Origin of the sequence: Arthrobacter sp. NPDC057388 (assembly GCF_042668165.1) — a bacterium.
Lineage (GTDB): Bacteria > Actinomycetota > Actinomycetes > Actinomycetales > Micrococcaceae > Arthrobacter.
The window spans coordinates 13,628-29,128 of record NZ_JBHVBL010000050.1 but is presented as its reverse complement, the minus strand read 5'-3'; the positions used below and the strand labels follow the sequence as shown (position 1 = coordinate 29,128).

15 protein-coding genes are annotated in these 15,501 nt (G+C 66.6%); 5 read left to right on the top strand and 10 right to left on the bottom strand.

Annotated elements, in window-relative coordinates; all coding sequences use genetic code 11:
- Positions 1-578: SDR family NAD(P)-dependent oxidoreductase (locus ACFUTU_RS18500; protein ID WP_377966902.1), on the top strand; the 578-nt coding region annotated here is incomplete at its 5' end.
- Here ACFUTU_RS18500 and ACFUTU_RS18495 read toward each other — a convergent pair.
- The gene (locus ACFUTU_RS18495) at positions 517-1,617 is read right to left on the bottom strand and encodes an FUSC family protein (protein WP_377966900.1); all 1,101 of its coding nucleotides are present in this window, start codon (positions 1,615-1,617) and stop codon (positions 517-519) included. The two genes, ACFUTU_RS18500 and ACFUTU_RS18495, sit on opposite strands and share 62 nt — an antisense overlap.
- A gap of 191 nt (positions 1,618-1,808) precedes the next feature.
- Positions 1,809-3,419 (bottom strand): MFS transporter, encoded by a 1,611-nt coding sequence (locus ACFUTU_RS18490; protein ID WP_377966898.1) that lies wholly within the window; start codon positions 3,417-3,419, stop codon positions 1,809-1,811.
- 361 nt (positions 3,420-3,780) lie between these two features.
- Between ACFUTU_RS18490 and ACFUTU_RS18485 the strand changes: the two genes are divergently transcribed.
- Both ACFUTU_RS18485 and ACFUTU_RS18480 read left to right on the top strand, forming a co-directional pair.
- On the top strand, positions 3,781-4,287 hold the full coding sequence (locus ACFUTU_RS18485; RefSeq protein ID WP_377966896.1) for a hypothetical protein: 507 nt from the start codon (positions 3,781-3,783) through the stop codon (positions 4,285-4,287).
- A 171-nt stretch (positions 4,288-4,458) separates the two neighbouring features.
- A complete protein-coding gene (locus tag ACFUTU_RS18480) occupies positions 4,459-4,719 on the top strand; it encodes a hypothetical protein (RefSeq protein WP_377966894.1) in 261 nt (86 codons plus the stop codon).
- 72 nt (positions 4,720-4,791) lie between these two features.
- On the opposite strand, the gene ACFUTU_RS18475 is transcribed toward ACFUTU_RS18480, so the two are convergent.
- The gene (locus tag ACFUTU_RS18475) at positions 4,792-7,341 is read right to left on the bottom strand and encodes an ATP-dependent DNA ligase (RefSeq protein ID WP_377966892.1); all 2,550 of its coding nucleotides are present in this window, start codon (positions 7,339-7,341) and stop codon (positions 4,792-4,794) included.
- A 40-nt stretch (positions 7,342-7,381) separates the two neighbouring features.
- On the opposite strand from ACFUTU_RS18475, the gene ACFUTU_RS18470 reads away from it, so the two are divergent.
- Positions 7,382-8,506, top strand: a complete 1,125-nt coding sequence (locus ACFUTU_RS18470) for a Ku protein (RefSeq protein WP_377966890.1) — start codon at positions 7,382-7,384, stop codon at positions 8,504-8,506.
- Positions 8,507-8,546: 40 nt separating this feature from the next.
- On the opposite strand, the gene ACFUTU_RS18465 is transcribed toward ACFUTU_RS18470, so the two are convergent.
- The 7 genes from ACFUTU_RS18465 to ACFUTU_RS18435 all read right to left on the bottom strand — a co-directional run bounded on the left by ACFUTU_RS18465 (position 8,547) and on the right by ACFUTU_RS18435 (position 14,268).
- The gene (locus ACFUTU_RS18465) at positions 8,547-8,813 is read right to left on the bottom strand and encodes a Rho termination factor N-terminal domain-containing protein (RefSeq protein ID WP_377966888.1); all 267 of its coding nucleotides are present in this window, start codon (positions 8,811-8,813) and stop codon (positions 8,547-8,549) included.
- 52 nt (positions 8,814-8,865) lie between these two features.
- Positions 8,866-9,345, bottom strand: coding sequence for an SRPBCC family protein (locus ACFUTU_RS18460; RefSeq protein WP_377966886.1), 480 nt, complete (start codon positions 9,343-9,345; stop codon positions 8,866-8,868).
- Positions 9,346-9,599: 254 nt separating this feature from the next.
- Positions 9,600-9,878 carry an HPr family phosphocarrier protein gene (locus ACFUTU_RS18455; RefSeq protein WP_076799084.1) on the bottom strand — a complete coding sequence of 93 codons (279 nt, stop codon included), beginning with the start codon at positions 9,876-9,878 and terminating at the stop codon, positions 9,600-9,602.
- Positions 9,879-9,929: 51 nt separating this feature from the next.
- Positions 9,930-11,963: a fructose-specific PTS transporter subunit EIIC gene (locus ACFUTU_RS18450; protein ID WP_377966884.1), complete on the bottom strand. Its 2,034-nt coding sequence runs from the start codon at positions 11,961-11,963 to the stop codon at positions 9,930-9,932.
- A 2-nt stretch (positions 11,964-11,965) separates the two neighbouring features.
- Positions 11,966-12,976, bottom strand: coding sequence for a 1-phosphofructokinase family hexose kinase (locus ACFUTU_RS18445; RefSeq protein ID WP_377966882.1), 1,011 nt, complete (start codon positions 12,974-12,976; stop codon positions 11,966-11,968).
- The gene (locus tag ACFUTU_RS18440; protein ID WP_377966880.1) at positions 12,973-13,779 is read right to left on the bottom strand and encodes a DeoR/GlpR family DNA-binding transcription regulator; all 807 of its coding nucleotides are present in this window, start codon (positions 13,777-13,779) and stop codon (positions 12,973-12,975) included. Before ACFUTU_RS18440 ends, ACFUTU_RS18445 begins: the two co-directional genes overlap by 4 nt.
- Positions 13,780-14,010: 231 nt before the next feature.
- Positions 14,011-14,268 carry a DUF6458 family protein gene (locus tag ACFUTU_RS18435; RefSeq protein ID WP_377966878.1) on the bottom strand — a complete coding sequence of 86 codons (258 nt, stop codon included), beginning with the start codon at positions 14,266-14,268 and terminating at the stop codon, positions 14,011-14,013.
- Positions 14,269-14,437: 169 nt separating this feature from the next.
- On the opposite strand from ACFUTU_RS18435, the gene ACFUTU_RS18430 reads away from it, so the two are divergent.
- Positions 14,438-15,055, top strand: a complete 618-nt coding sequence (locus tag ACFUTU_RS18430) for an alpha/beta hydrolase (RefSeq protein WP_377966876.1) — start codon at positions 14,438-14,440, stop codon at positions 15,053-15,055.
- Positions 15,056-15,501 lie beyond the last annotated feature (446 nt).

Genomic DNA, 15,501 nt, shown 5'->3' with positions numbered 1-15,501 from the left:
TCGGACGCCTTTCCGATCCTTCCCGGCCGGTGGACACGCTGGTGAACAATGCCGGCATCGGGCTGCTGCACAACTTCGATGAGAACCCGATCGACGACGAGCGGAAGCACCTGAAGCTGCACGTCCAGACGGCCATGGAGCTCAGCCACGCCGCCCTTCAGGGCATGCTGGCGCGCGGGTCCGGCCGGATCATCAACGTGGCCAGCGTGGCCGCTTTCCTTCCCCGCGGCTCCTACTCGGCGGCGAAGGCGTGGCTGGTCAGCTTCAGCCGCTGGGCCAACCTCGCCTACTCATCCCGGGGCGTGAAGGTCACCGCCGTCTGCCCGGGCTTCGTCCATACCGAGTTCCACGACCGGATGGGCATGGACAAGTCGGTGGCGCCGGGCTGGACGTGGCTGCGGCCGGGGCGGGTGGTGCGCGAGGCGCTGGCGGACAATGAGCGCGGCAAAGCCGTCTCCATCCCCACCAAGCGCTACAAGATCGTGGCTGCCGTGGCCCGGATGGTGCCGGACAGGTTTACGGCCGGGCCGCCGCGCCGGCCGCAGGAGCCGGGCGTCGGTTCCGGCGCCAGCGGATAAAGCGCGAACGGATAAACACCACCACCAGAATTCCGACGCCGGCGCCCACCACGGTCTCGACGGCGCGTTCGACAATGAGCACCTGCGGATCGGCCGGCGCCGCCAGCTGGGTCATCAGCAGGATCACCGGGGTGAACCAGACCATCGCCAGCCCGTAGTGCCGGGTCATGAACAGCTCGGTGCCGAACTGGAAGACGATCACCAGCAGCGCCAGGACGGCGGCTTCCGCGCCCGGGAAAAAGTGCAGCGGAGCCCACGGCTCCGGCAGAAGTACGACGGTGACGATCACCAGCCCGAGGAACGTTCCGATGATCCTGTGGATGCCGCGGTGGACGCTGCTGGGGAGGTCCGCGCCGGCCAGCGGCACCGCCGCTGCCGCCATCGCCCAGTGCGGGTGGCCGCTTCCGGTCAGGACGCCGATGGTGCCGGCGGCACCGACAGCCAGTACGTGGCGGGCAGCGTGGATGGCCGCCCTGCGGCGCAGGGCACCCCGGAGGCTTGCAGAGGGACGTGCTGCGCCGGGCTTCCAGGCCCTGCCCCGCACCCAGCCGCCAAATCCCACGAGCAGCGAAAAAGCGGCGGAGCCGAACGCAATCAGCAGGGCCACGTACCAGGGCACAGCCACGGGCACGGAGGCGCAGGCACCCAGGGCGAGGATTCCGAAGAAGGGCCCGTTGGGCCTGAGATGGACCTTGTCCGAGTAGAGGGATCCAACCCCGGCGAGGAAAGCCTCGATGCCCACGAGCCACCACGAGTGGAGGTGGTTGAGCGACAGGACCACGCCTACGGTCACGCCCGTCAGCAGGACGAGTGCCGCCTGGAGCTGGTGCTTGAGCCGGAGCTGGTGCGGTTCGGAACGGCCGTACATGCCGGTGAGCGCACCGAACACGGCATAGATGGTGAGGTCCGGGCGGCCGAGAAGCAGCAGGACCAGGGAGGGGACGGCCACGCTGGTGGCCACACGCCATGCCGAGAGGTGGTCATTGTTGGCGGGGCCCAGGCTGTGCAGCTGCCGCCAGTGGTGCACTACAGACTGCACCGGCACGACCCCTTTCACCCTACGAAGGTAGCACCGCCGAAAAGATCTCACCGCGGGCAGCGTCACATAGTGAGACAGGCAACAGGGCAGAATGCCACGGCAGCGCAGACAGAGTGAAGGCCCGCCCCGGCGGCTCCCTGTCAGTGGGAGCACGGCGGGACGGGCCCCGACCCGGATGCGGGGGACCGGCGTCAGGTGCCGGCCGGCACCTTCTTCAGTTCGCCGTCGAGCTCCTTGTCCAGATGCCTGTTGAGCTCGTCAATCGTCTCGAACGGAAGTTCGTCGAGGTCGATCAGCGGGTTCTCGTCCTGGGTGGCCACCAGTTCACGGGCCTCCGCGGCGGTGTCCACGCTGGGCATTGAGCCGGGCAGCGGGCGCTGGGCGGATTCCTTGAGGAAGTAGATGGCCACCGTACCTACAGCCGAAGTGCCCATCAGGTAGTAGGCGGGCATCATGTCGTTGCCGGTGGCATTGATGAGGGCATCCACGATGAACGGTGTGGTGCCGCCGAAGATCGCCACCGAGAAGTTGTAGGCAATGCCCATGGCGCCGTAGCGGCTGGCCGTGGGGAACTGCGCCGGCAATGCGGAGGCGAGGTTGGCAACGTAGAAGGTCACGGGGAAGGCGACCAGGGAGAGGCCGGCCAGCGTGGACCAGATGGTGCCGAGGCCGATGAGCATGAAGGCCGGCGCAGCCAGGACGACCGTGCTCAAGGCGCCGATCCACAGCACCGGGCGGCGTCCGATGCGGTCGGAGAGCTTGCCGGTCAGCGGAATGCACAGGCTCATGACAACGAGCACCGGGATGGTGAGCAGGGTGCCGTGGACGGGGTCGTAACCCTTCGATTCGGTGAGGTACGTGGGCATGTACGACGTCAGCGCGTAGCCGGCGGTGTTGGCGGCGGCCACCAGGATCATGGCCACGACGATGGAGCGCCAGTAGGCCTTGATGATGCCCACCGGGCCCTTGGCGGCAGCCTCATCATTGGCGGCAGCGTCCTTGGCGAGGTCCTCCTGGGCGTCCAGGGTGGCCTGGAACTGCGGCGACTCCTCGATCTTGCTCCGGAAGTACACGGCGATCAGGCCGAGCGGGCCGGCGACCAGGAACGGCAGGCGCCAGCCCCAGTCCTCCATGGCGGCCTGGCCCAGCGTCAGCTGCAGCACGGACACGAGTGCCGCGCCCAGGGCGAAGCCGAGGTAGCTGCCCATGTCCAGGAAGCTGGCGAAGAAGCCGCGGCGCTTGTCGGGGGAGTATTCGCTCACAAAGGTCGTGGCACCGGCGTATTCGCCGCCGGTGGAGAAGCCCTGCACGAGCTTGAGCACCACCAGGAGGGCCGCCGCCCACATGCCGATCTGCGCGTAGCCGGGCAGCAGGCCGACGGCGAAGGTGCTTGCCGCCATCAGCATCAGCGTGGCCGCAAGAACCTTCTGGCGGCCGATCTTGTCGCCGAGCCAGCCAAAGACCACGCCGCCTAGCGGGCGGGCGATGAAGGTGGCAGCGAAGGTGCCCAGGAGGAACAGGGTCTGGACGGTCTTGTCGGCTTCCGGCAGGAATACCGGACCCATGGTGGTGATGAGGTAGCCGAACACGCCGACGTCGTACCACTCCATGGTGTTGCCCACGATCGTGCCGCCGAGGGCCTTCTTGAGCATGGGCTGGTCCACGACGTTGACGTCGGATACCTTGAGCCGGCGCCGCGCGAGCAGCTTGGGTTTCTTCGCACTCTGAGGTGCGGCCTGGTCAGTTCCGCTGGCGTTCCTGGCGCCTGCTGAAGAGTCGGTCGTGCTTCGGTCTGTGGGCATTTGGGCAACTCCTGTGGAGGTCATTTGCTTGCGACTTTTAGCTGCCCCGCTCCGGGCAGGCCTTCAATTTTACGGGATTTCCATGGCATTCGAGAGTTTGGTGCCGTATGATCGCCCGGTTTAGGGGTCCAAACGGGGCCCGGAACCGGACTTGTTTTGGCCGGTCTGGCCCCGTCATCCTGCGGATTTTCGGCGCGGTGGGCGATCGTTATCAAACCTTTTTCTGTAACAGGGCTTTTCACGCCCTTTTTCCGCTGTTTCCGGCCTTCCCCGGCCACCCGGACGGGATGCCGATTGAACCGTTCAACACCGCTGCTCGTCTGTCTGGGTAGTTCACATATTCCAGACAGGGGTGTTCGCCATGGACTACGAGATCAACGGTCTGCCGATGCACGTGCTGCTCGTCCATGCCACGGTGGTCTTCGTTCCGCTGGCGGCCCTTTGCACACTGCTGAGCCTGCTCTGGCCCGCCGCGCGACGGCGGCTGGGGATCGTCACGCCGCTGATTGCCCTGCTGGCACTGGTTCTGGTGCCGGTCACCGCGGCGGCCGGGCAGTGGCTGCTGGACCGTGTCGATGCCACCCCGAGGATCCTCGCCCACATGCAGCTTGCCGGGACGCTGCTGCCGTGGGTGGTGGGGGTGTTCCTGATAGCCCTCGCCCAGTGGCTGTGGTTCCGTTACGGTGCCGCGCAGGCAGAGGGCATGCGGCGGCGCATGGGCACGGCCGGCTCCCGCATCGCGGGGATTGTCGCCGCCGTGCTCGCACTGGTCATCTGCGGGGGTGCCGTGGCCACTGTGGCTGCGGTCGGTGAAGCCGGGTCCAGGGCCGTGTGGGAAGGATCCTTCCGGGCCGGTGCCGACGATTAAGAAGTCTCTTCCCCGGCGGCGTGATCCTGCCTAAGGTGGACCCATGGGAACACTGATCTTCGGGTAGTGGTCGTGCCGCAGTCTGCTGTCGCGCCGTCGCTGCCGAACGACCGCGGAACCACGGACCTGATATGGGGAACACTTCATTTTCATCGCGGAAAGGAAGAACTAATGGCCGACTCCTATAACGGAAGCAGCATCAAGCCGGATGTGGCTGCACACCTGGCGGAATCGATGGAAAGGCCGGCGCTGCCCACTCCCGAAACCCTGGCCGTGACCACGGCCATGGGCGGGGCAAAGCAGTGGCCGGACGGCAACGGCAAGCGGCGCCACCCCAAGGAACACGGCGCAACTCCCGGCCGCCTGGGACAGGGCGCCGCCGTGACGGCAGTCCACCGGACCAGCCGTCCGCAGATGCCGCACTCATCGTGATCCTGCCGGAATTCTGATCCTGAATTCCACAGCCCGGCAGCAGCCGAAATTTCAAGCTGCTGCCGGGCTGCTTCACGATTCCAGCACGACCTCCGCCGGTTCCTTGTCCAGCCGCCAGCCGCGCCACACCGGGTGGCGGAGCTTGCCGCTCCCGGTCCACTCGCCGAAGGTCACCTCGCCTACGAGGCTCGGCTGCACCCAGCGGGCGTCTGCCGCGTCCGCCGACGGAACTTCATCGAACGGCCGCGTCTTCTGCCCCAGCCCCTCCAGCTTTTTCCGCAGCTCCTCCAGCTCACGCATGCTGAAGCCGCTCCCCACGCGGCCCACATAGCGCAGCGAGTTGCCCTCCGGTATTCCGACCAGCAGGGAGCCGACGGTGTTGGACCGGTCGCCCTTGCCCGGCCGCCAGCCGCCCACCACCACTTCCTGGGTTTGTTCGATCTTGAGCTTGATCCAGGTGTGGGTCCGCTGCCCGCTCACATAGCGGCTGTCCGCGCGCTTCGCCATCACGCCTTCCAGGCCCAGCTCGCGGGCGCTTTCGAGGATGTGTTCCACCCGGCCGTCCAGGGTCTCGGACAGTCCCACCGGGCACCCGCCCGGTTCGAAGAAGTCAGCCAGCCGCTCCCGGCGCTTCCGCAGCGGCAGCCTGCGCAGGTCATCGCCGCCGTCGGCCAGCAGGTCGAAGAGCATCATCTGCACGGGGATGGTGGCACGGGCCCGTTTCACGTCGCCCGGCCTGGTCAGCTTCATCCTTCCCTGCAGGAGTCCGAAGTCCGGCCGGCCGGACGGCCCGACGGCGAAGATCTCACCGTCCGCGATGAAGTCCTGCGGCGGCCAGCAGGTCCTGTCCGTGAATTCGGGATAGCTGGCCGACATATCATTGCCGTTCCGGCTCAGGAGCCTGATCCGGTCGCCGTCGGCCACGACGAGCGCGCGGATCCCGTCCCACTTGAGTTCGAAGAGCCACTCGCTGCCATGCAGGTCCGCGGGAGTGCCGGCTGAGGCGAGCATGGGGGCCGGGTCCTCCTGCAGGCCGGTGCGCTGTGCCGTAGTTGTCGGGGTGGCGGCGGCCGTTTTTGTGCGGGTGCGCGGGGCCTGAACGGGGTCAGGTGCCTGATCGGGGTTGGGCAGGATCTGGGAGAGCGATGGGGCGGCTGCGGCACCGGCCCGGCCCTTCAATTCCGTGGCGCCGGCGGGCTTCTTCCGCGTGCCGGGAACCCTGTCCATCAGATGGATCAGCCACTGCGATTCCTCGCCCTGCCCCTTCCCCGTATGGATCAGGGCAAACTTCCTGGTGCCGCCCAGCCCGCCGCCCTCGCGCCCGGTCAGTGTGGCGATGACTTCCTTGCCGTTGACCCACTTCTCCAGCTCGTAGACGCCCTTGTCCCAGATGCTCACGCTGCCCGCCCCGTACTCACCCTGGGGGATCTCACCTTCGAAATCGGCGTAGTCCATGGGGTGGTCCTCGGTCTGCACGGCCAGATGGTTCTTTTCTCCCGACTCAGGCACGCCCTTCGGCAGGGCCCAGGAGACAAGAACCCCCTCGTGCTCCAGCCGGAAGTCGTAATGGAGGCGGCTGGCATGGTGCTCCTGGATGACGAAGATCTCCCTGCCCGCCTGCCCCGGAACGCCGTTGGCTTTTGCCGCATGGTGTTGCTCCGCCGTGAAGGGCTCGGGTGTTTTCCCCTGGTCGCGCAGGGACCGGTACTTGTTCAGCCGGGGGTCGTCTCTTGCGCCCCCGCTGACCGGTGCGAAGGGATCCTTGCCGGCCGCCACGCGGCGCATGACCTCCTCGTAGTCCAGGTGCTTGAGCGACGCCGATCCCAGCTCCCGCCAGGTCCGCGGCGCCGCCACCGTGGGGTGCAGGCGCCCGCGGAGCGAATACGGAACGATGGTGGTCTTCGCCGCGTTGTTCTGGCTCCAGTCGACCAGGACCTTCCCGGTCCTGAGCGCCTTCTTCATGTCGCTGACGGCCAGATCCGGGTGGTCGGCTTCCAGCGCACGGGCCAGTTCCCGGGCGAAAGCGGAAATCTCATCCGAGCTTTGGCTCCCGTTCAGCACCGCATACAGGTGGATGCCCTTGCTGCCGCTGGTGACCGGAACGGGATCGAGCCCCACGTCCTGCAGGATGGTCCGCGCCAGTTTTGCCACCTCCACGCATTCGGGCAGCCCGGCGCCTTCCCCGGGATCGAGGTCCAGGACCAGTCGGTCGGGAGGCAAGGAACGTCCGTGCGAGTCCACCGTCCACTGCGGCACGTGGATCTCCAGGGACGCGATCTGCGCCAGCCACGTAAGCGTGGCCGGATCGTTCAGCAGCGGGTAGTAGTTGGTGTTGGTCTTGTGCGTGATGGCGGCCCGGGGCACCCAGCCGGGCGCCGAATCGTCCAGGTTCTTCTGGAAGAACACCTCACCCGGACGGTCTTCGGTTCCCACCCCATGCACCCACCGCTTGCGTGTGACCGGGCGGTTCCGGGCAGCGGGGATGAGCACCGGGGCCACAGCAGCGTAGTAGGCGATGACATCGGCCTTGGTGGTGCCGGTGGCGGGATACATCACCTTGTCGAGGTTGGTCAGGGTCAGTTCGCGGCCGCCGACCCGCACGCGTTCCTTACCGGCGGCCATGGGGCTTCACCTCCGGCGCTGCGTGCTGTTGACTGGTCTCATGAGAGCGATCTGGAAAGGCGCCATCGCGTTCGGGCTGGTCAACGTCCCGGTGAAGGTCTACAGCGCCACCGAGGACCATGACATCAGCCTTCATCAGGTGCACAACGCCGACGGCGGCCGGATCCGCTACCAGCGACGCTGCGAGGTCTGCGGCGAAATCGTTGACTACTCCGATATCGAAAAGGCCTATGAGGACGACGGCCGGACGGTCATCCTCACCAAGGATGAACTCAAGTCGATTCCCGCGGAGAACAGCCACGAAATCGAAGTGGTGCAGTTCGTCCCCTCCGAGCAGCTCGATCCCATCATGTTCGAGAAGAGCTATTACCTGGAGCCGGATTCCAAGTCGCCCAAGGCCTACATGCTGCTGCGCAGGGCTCTGGAGGACACCGAGCGTGTGGCCGTGGTGCAGTTCGCGCTGCGGGACAAGACCCGGCTGGGTGCCTTGCGGATCCGCGACGACGTCCTGATGCTGCAGGCGCTGCTGTGGGCGGACGAGGTCCGCGAGGCCGCGTTTCCTGCCCTGGACACGTCCATCCGCATCTCCGCGCAGGAACGGGAGATGTCCGCAGCCCTTGTGGAGTCCATGGCGTCCGACTTCGAGCCTGAGCAGTTCACCGATGACTACCAGGCACAGCTGCGGCAGCTTATCGAGGCGAAGCTGGAAAAGGGCGACGCGCTGGACACGGAAGAGACCTTCGGTGCCGAAGCCGAGGGCGGCAAGGGCGAGGTTATCGACCTCATGGAAGCCCTGAAGCGCAGCCTGGACAAGAAACGCGGGGGCGCGGCGGCAGCCGGCGATTCGGACGGGGAAGAATCGGAAGGGGAGGAGCAGGCGGAACCTGCCAAACGGGCCAGCCGCAGCAGCGGAGGCAGGAGCAGCGGCACCCGGAGCAGCACTGCCAAAAAAGACGCCGGGGATTCCGACGCCGGAACTGCCGGGGGCGGTACGGCCAAGCGCGCTGCTGCAGGCAGCCGCAGTAAGACTTCCACTGCTTCGAAGACCGGTACTGCATCTAAGACCAGCGCTTCCAAGTCCGGCACTGCTGCCAAGTCCGCGACGGCGTCGAAGGCCGGCACCGCCACAAAGTCCACGGCGAAAACCGCGCGGAAGGGCGCCTGAGAAGGCGGGCGCTCCGCCACGCGGCTGCACGTGCACCCGCTCAGGAGTTCCGGAGCGCTGAGATGAGCTCGCTCTTCTTCTTGCCGGAATATCCCTTGAGGCCGATCTCCTTGGCTTTGGCCTTAAGCCGGTCCACGGTCCAGTCCTCATAGTCGCCGGACTTGCCGCCCTTGCGGCCCACCTCGGAGCGTCCCTTCTTGGCTGCCGCGTTGGAGACACGGGCGGCCTTCTGCTTTGAGGCGCCCTCGTCGCGGAGCTCTTCATAGAGCTTGGGATCCTTCAGGCTGGGATTCTTCTTTTCTGGCATGGCTACCTCCGGAATGGACGGGCGGCCGCAATGAAACGGCCGGCGGATCAGGTCAGCGGGCTCCCGGAGGGTCCACTTCGCCGCGGTCCACCGCGGCACGCCAGGCACCCGTCTCGATGCCCCGCGTTTCGATGAACTCCTTGAAGCGTGCCAGGTCGGCGGAGACCTGCTGCTCATCGACGTGGGCTGCGGCGCCGGCCCTCTCCAACAGGCTTTCCGGCTCCCATTCGAGTTCCACGTTGACGCGGCAGAGGTCCTGGCCAAGGTCCTCAAACGTCACCCTGCCCGCATTGCGCGGCTTGTCCTTGCTGACCCAGGCAATGCAGCGGTCGGGCGTCTGTTCCAGGATCTGCGCGTCGTACTCGCGTTTTACGCCGGCCACGCTGGTGCGGAAATGCAGCGAGGTCTCGTCGATCTGTTCGACGGACTCAACACCCCCCATGAAGCTGGGGAACGATTCGAACTGTGTCCACTGGTTGTAGGCGGTGCTGACTGGTACCTCGACGTCCACGCTTTCCTGCAAGGTTTCCACTCTGTCATCCTCCTTCAGCCCGGCAGTTCCGCCGGTCATTCGAATGGCTGGCCACAGTTCCAAGCTAGTAGGGCGCAGAACCAAAAACAAGAAACTACTAAGGTTGCTTACTTCACACCCAAAAGCCCTCTGAGCAGGTGCGATGCAAGCTGCGGTCAGGCCAGGGCGGCATCATGGGGAGACGGCAACGGCCGGCCTCCGCAACAGCCACCAAGGGGAGCTGCTGCGGAAACCGGCCGTAAAGCGTGCGGTGCCTACTCGGCGTCGTGATCCGTTTCCAGGATCTGGACCAGGCGGTCAAGCGCGGCGTCCGCGCCGTCACCCTCGGCCCGCAGCACCACAACGTCGCCGTGCGATGCGCCAAGGCTCATGAGGGAGAGGATGCTGGCGGCGTCCATGGCTTCGTCGGCGGGCTCCCCTTCGCGGGCGATGGTGATGTCGAGGTCAAACTCGCCTGCGGCCTCGGCAAAGATGGCGGCGGGACGGGCGTGCAGGCCTACGCGGCTGGCGACGGTTGCGGTACGTTCGGACATTTTTGCTCCTTGCAGTTGCAGTGTGGGTTGAAGTGCTGAAGGACGGCGGGATCAGACAGATACAGGGACCGTCTCCACCGTATCAACGGCCTTGCGGGCAGCCCAGCGTTTTAGGGCCACCACAATGAGAGCCGTGACCACGGTGCCGGCCAGGATGGACACGATGAACATCACCACGTTGCCGATGGCGAAGAACACGAAGATGCCGCCGTGGGGTGCCTGGGACGTGACGCCGAAGGCCATGGTGAGTGCGCCGGTGACCGCGCCGCCGACCATGCTGGCCGGGATGACGCGCAGCGGGTCGGCAGCCGCGAACGGGATGGCGCCCTCGGAGATGAAGGAGGCGCCCAGCAGCCAGGCGGCCTTGCCGTTTTCGCGCTCGGCCAGGCTGAAGAGCTTCTTGTCCAGGACGGTGGCCAGGGCCATTGCCAGCGGCGGCACCATGCCGGCGGCCATCACGGTGGCCATGATCTGCCAGGGGGCCTGGTTGGTGGCGCTGCCGGCGCCGAGGCCGGCGACGGCGAAGGCGTAGGCAACCTTGTTGACCGGGCCGCCCAGGTCGAAGCACATCATGAGGCCGAGGATGATGCCCAGGACGATGGCCGAGGCGCCGGACATGCCGGACAGCCAGCCGTTCAGCCCGGCGGTGAGGCCGGCGATGGGGCCGCCCAGGAAGAGGAACATGGCGCCGGAGGCAACGATGGAGGCCAGCAGCGGAATGATGACCACGGGCATCAGGCCGCGGAGCCAGCGGGGCACCGCCCAGGTCCCGATCAGGTGGGCGATGTAGCCGGCGAGCAGGCCGCCGACGATGCCGCCGAGGAAGCCGGCGCCCATGAATCCGGCAACGGCGCCGGCAACGAAGCCGGGTGCGATGCCCGGGCGGTCAGCGATCGCATAGGCGATGTAGCCGGCGAGGGCAGGTACCAGGAAGCCCATGGACAGGGCGCCGATCTTGAAGGCCACCGTCCCCAGGTACAGGGCGAGGTTGCCATCGGGAAGGTTGACGAGGCTGTTGTTGGCGAGGATGTCGTCGGCCTTGGTGCCCAGGGCGATGTCGAAACCGGCCAGCAGGAAGCCGAGCGCGATCAGCAAACCGCCGCCGGCCACGAACGGGATCATGTAGCTCACGCCGGTGAGCAGGGCCCTCTTCAGTTTCTGGCCGATGTGCTCGCCCTTTTCGGTGGCTTCCCGCTCGGCCTGCTCCTCGGCCCCGAAGTGCGGGACGCGGTGGGCGTGCGGGTTGTCTGCCGCGTCCAGGGCTTCCTGGACCATCTTTGCCGGTTCGTCGATGCCGCGCTTGACCGGGGCGTTGATGACCGGCTTGCCGGCGAAGCGCTCCTTGCCGCGGACATCCACATCCACGGCGAAGATGACGGCGTCGGCGGCGGCAATGACGGCGGGGTCCAGCGGCTTGGCGCCGGAAGAGCCCTGGGTTTCGACCTGCAGGTCCACGCCCACTTCCTTGGCTGCGGCCACGAGGGAGTCCGCCGCCATGTAGGTGTGCGCGATGCCGGTGGGGCACGCGGTGACGGCGACCAGGCGCTTGGGACCGCCGGCAGCAGCGCCGGCGGCGCCGGTTGCCGGGGCTGCCGTGGTGGCAGCCGTTTCGGGAGCCGCGGCCGCGGCCGGCTTGTCAGCCAGGGCGTTGTCTACGAGCTCCACGATTTCTTCCCGGGTGGTGGCCGCGCGCAGCGCGCCCGTGAAGTCCTTCTTGATGAGCGAGCGGGCCAGCTTGGACAGCAGCTTCAGGTGCTCCTGGTCGGCGCCGGCCGGTGCAGCGATGAAGAAGATGAGGTCGGCGGGGCCGTCCTTGGCGCCGAAATCGACGGGCTGGGACAGGCGTGCCATGGCGAGGGTGGGTTCCGTCACGGCAGCCGAGCGGCAGTGCGGGATGGCGATGCCGCCGGGAACGCCGGTGGCGGTCTTCTGTTCACGGGCAAAGGCATCCGTGAAGAGGCCTTCAACCTCGCTCGCGCGTCCGTTGGCCGCAACACGGCCGGCCAGGTGCCGGATCACGTCCTCGGGCGAATTGCCCAGGTTCTGGTCAAGCTCGACCAGGTCCGCGGTGATGAGCTGAGTCACTGTCAATCCTTCCGGAGGGCCGTGATGGTTACGGCATCGGGGGTTGTTTGGTGGACTGCCGGAACGGTGGAGCCCGGCAGGGAAGCGGCGGCGGCGCCATGCGCCACAGCCTGGCGGAGGCAGTCAGCCGGGGCAGCGCCCTGGCTGGCGGCCAGCAGGTAGCCGGCCAGCGACGAATCCCCGGCGCCGACCGTACTGACTGCGGTGACCGGCGGGTGCGTGGCCAGCCACGCGCCGTCGGCCGTCACGAGGACAGCGCCCTTGGAACCGAGCGTTGCCAACACGGCCCCCACACCGGAACGCACGACGGCGGCAGCTGCCGCGGCGGCAGCGTACGGATCCGCTTCGAGTTCCTCAGCCGTGCTTGCCGAGGAAAATCCTGTTGCTGCGGCCAGTTCCGCCAGCTCCTCGGCATTGGGTTTGAGCAGGTCCGGTTTTCCCGAAACTGTTGTTGCTGTTGCTGCTGCTGCTTCGCCGGCGACGGCCGCTGCCAGGGGGGCACCGGAGGAGTCGACGGCGATCATCGGAACGCTGGCGCCGGCGTCGGCATTGCGCAGCCGACGCGTGACAGTGGCATAGAAATCAGCGGGAACACCGGGCGGCAGCGAACCCGCCAGGACCACCCAGCTGGCTCCACGCGAGCGTTCCAGGAGCAGGCTGATCAGCGCTTCCTGGGTGTCCTCGGCGAGTACCGGTCCGGGCTCGTTGATCTTGGTGGTGACGCCGCCGGGCTCCGTCAGGGCCACATTGGTCCGCAGCGGTTCGTGGATTGCCAGCGATGCGAAGGGCACGCCCTCCTCCCGTAGGCCGGCCAGCACGGGGTCGGATTCCGCGCCGGGCAGCACCGCAATTGTTTCGAGGCCGGACGTCACGAGGGCGCGGGAAACGTTGACTCCCTTGCCGCCGGATTCCTGTGTGACGGAGACGGCGCGCTGGACTTCGCCGCGCTCAAGCGGGCCGGGCAGTGCCACGGTCCGGTCCAGGCTGGGGTTGGCTGTGAGGGTGACAATCATGCGACTACCACCTCGACGCCGGCTTCGGCGAGGGCCGCAGCGAGTTCGGGGGCGGGTTTGCGGTCTGTGATCACGGTATCCAGATCTTTCAGCGAGGCGAACTGGACGAGCGTTTCCGCTTCCAGCTTGGACGAATCGGCCAGGACCACAATGCGGCGTGCCGAATGGACGAAGGCGGCCTTGACCGCGGCTTCTTCGGAGTCCGGTGTGCTGAGGCCAAAGCTTGCATGGATGCCGTTGGTCCCCACGAAGGCGATGTCCGGCCGGAGCCTGCCGGCAGCTTCCACCGTGCCCTGACCCACAGCGGCCTGCGTGAGCCCGCGGACGCGGCCGCCCAGAATCTGCAGGGCGATGCCGGGGGTGCTGGCCAGCTTGGCGGCGATCGGAACGGCGTGGGTGATGACAAGAAGTTCCTGGCCGGGGTCCGCCTTCCCGGCCGGTGCTGCGGCTCCGCGGCGGGCGAGGAGGTCGGCGAGGACTTCGGTGGTGGAACCGGCGTCGAGGAGGATGCTGCTGGACGGGCCCTTGGGCAGGAAGCCGAGGGCAGCCTCCGCGATACGGAGCTTCTGCGCCTGCCGCTGGATGGTCCGCTCGAGGATACTCTCCTCCGTGGTGCTGAACCGGTCGGCGGAGACGGCCCCGCCATGTACGCGGCGCACGGTGCCCGCCGATTCCAGGGCCGCCAGGTCACGGCGGACCGTTTCCGTGGTGATGCGGAAGCGTTCGGCGAGGTCGGTCACGCTGGCGCGGCCGCTGGCCGCAACAAGGCCGGCGATCTGCTGCTGGCGCTCCTCGGCAAACACATACCCTCCATTGCGTACTGGTCAGGACCGATCGGTTGGGTGACGGCTGTCTGTTCAATGACTTCCGCCGGGTCAGTGACGGCTGTCACAAATCTGCAAGTACTTGACTTTATCTTCGATCGTGTTGGTTTGTCAACGGAAAAACCACAGAAAACCAAAAGCCGGACCAGACCTGAAGGTCCGGCCCGGCGAGGTTGCCAGTCCGTTTGCCGTCTCTCGGCGGAGGCGGTTCTACAGCCCGTTGTCGCGGCTTTCATTCCGGGTGATCCGCTCGCCCGTATTCGGGTCCACCACCGAGCGCGTCTCACTGACCCGGCCCCTCCTGCCGGGGGATGCAATGACCAGGGAGGCGATGAGGCCGATGACGCCAACGGCTATCAGGATGTACCCGATCAGTGTTGTGTCGACGTTGGGGATCAGGCCTGGCGTGACGGCCCAGGCGAGGATGGCGCCCAGTGCGATAAGAAAGATGGCGGAACCTATTCTCATGACTCACTCCTTGCATTCGCGGACTTCCCGTATCCGGGTCCGCACGGTTTGCCGTGCGCCAATTTGCTAAGCATGCTGTCAAGCGTCAGGCTACATCGCTGTAACCCGCTATTCAATCAAAAGCGCAGGTCAGGGGCGGGCGCTTTTGATGACTCGCTAGGCTGATCGGATGGAGACGGTTGTATGGTCGAAGCCGGAAGGGGAGCGCGCCGGCACCCCGTTGCTGGTCATGATGCACGGCTACGGCACGGACGAATCCCGGATGGTCAACCTGTTCGACTATCTTCCCCGGGAGTTCACCTGCGCGGCGCTCCGGGCACCTATGCCCATCGCCAACGGTTACGGCTGGTTCCTGCTGGACTACTTCCTGACCAACGATTTTGCCGACGTCATCTCGGCGGCCAATTCCGTGTTCTCCTGGATCGACTCGGTGCGGTCAAACCACGCGAGTGTGAGCCTGCTGGGATATTCACAGGGGATGGCCATGGCGAGCACGCTCCTGCGCCTGCGGCCGGGGGACTTCCCGGCTGTGGTGGGACTTTCCGGGTTCGTCCTCAACAATGACCTGCTGGCACTGAGTGAGTCACTCGACGAACGGCCCCCTTTCTTCTGGGGGAGGGACAAGGCCGACCTTGTCATCAACGGCGACGCAACGGCTTATACAGAGGAGTGGCTCAATACGCATACCCGGCTCACGGCGCGGACTTATCCCGGCATGGGCCATGCCATGTCCAAGACCGAGATGGTGGACGTCAGTGCCTTCCTGCGGCACTACGTTCTCGGCTGATTCCGGCATGCGGCAGTACCCAACAAAAAAACAGTTGCAGGCTAAATCTGCAAGCGCTTACACTCATCCTCGGCCGCGATGGCCATCAGCAATCCATCCGCTGGCTGACGGCCGGCAGTGCCGACTGAAGAGCTTTGAAAGGGCAGGACCGCGCCATGCATCCTACCGCCGCCCATCCCGCCGGGATGTTCCGTTGGCTTGCCCTCAACCGCCTGCACGTTCATCATGGACGTAGGCCAAAAACCTCGCGCCCGCATTTGGGCGCCTTCTGCCTGGCCCGCAACGCCGCGGTGCAACTGGCGGAACCACGCGAGTTCACGCGCCGGACATAACCCAAGCGTCCTCCGGCCGAACCAGTGCAAGCAGTGGGACGCCGCTTTCCGCGGCCAGGCAGTGCAGCCGGGGCCGCAACGAAGCGCCGCCGCCCGGCGCGCCGCAGCACAACC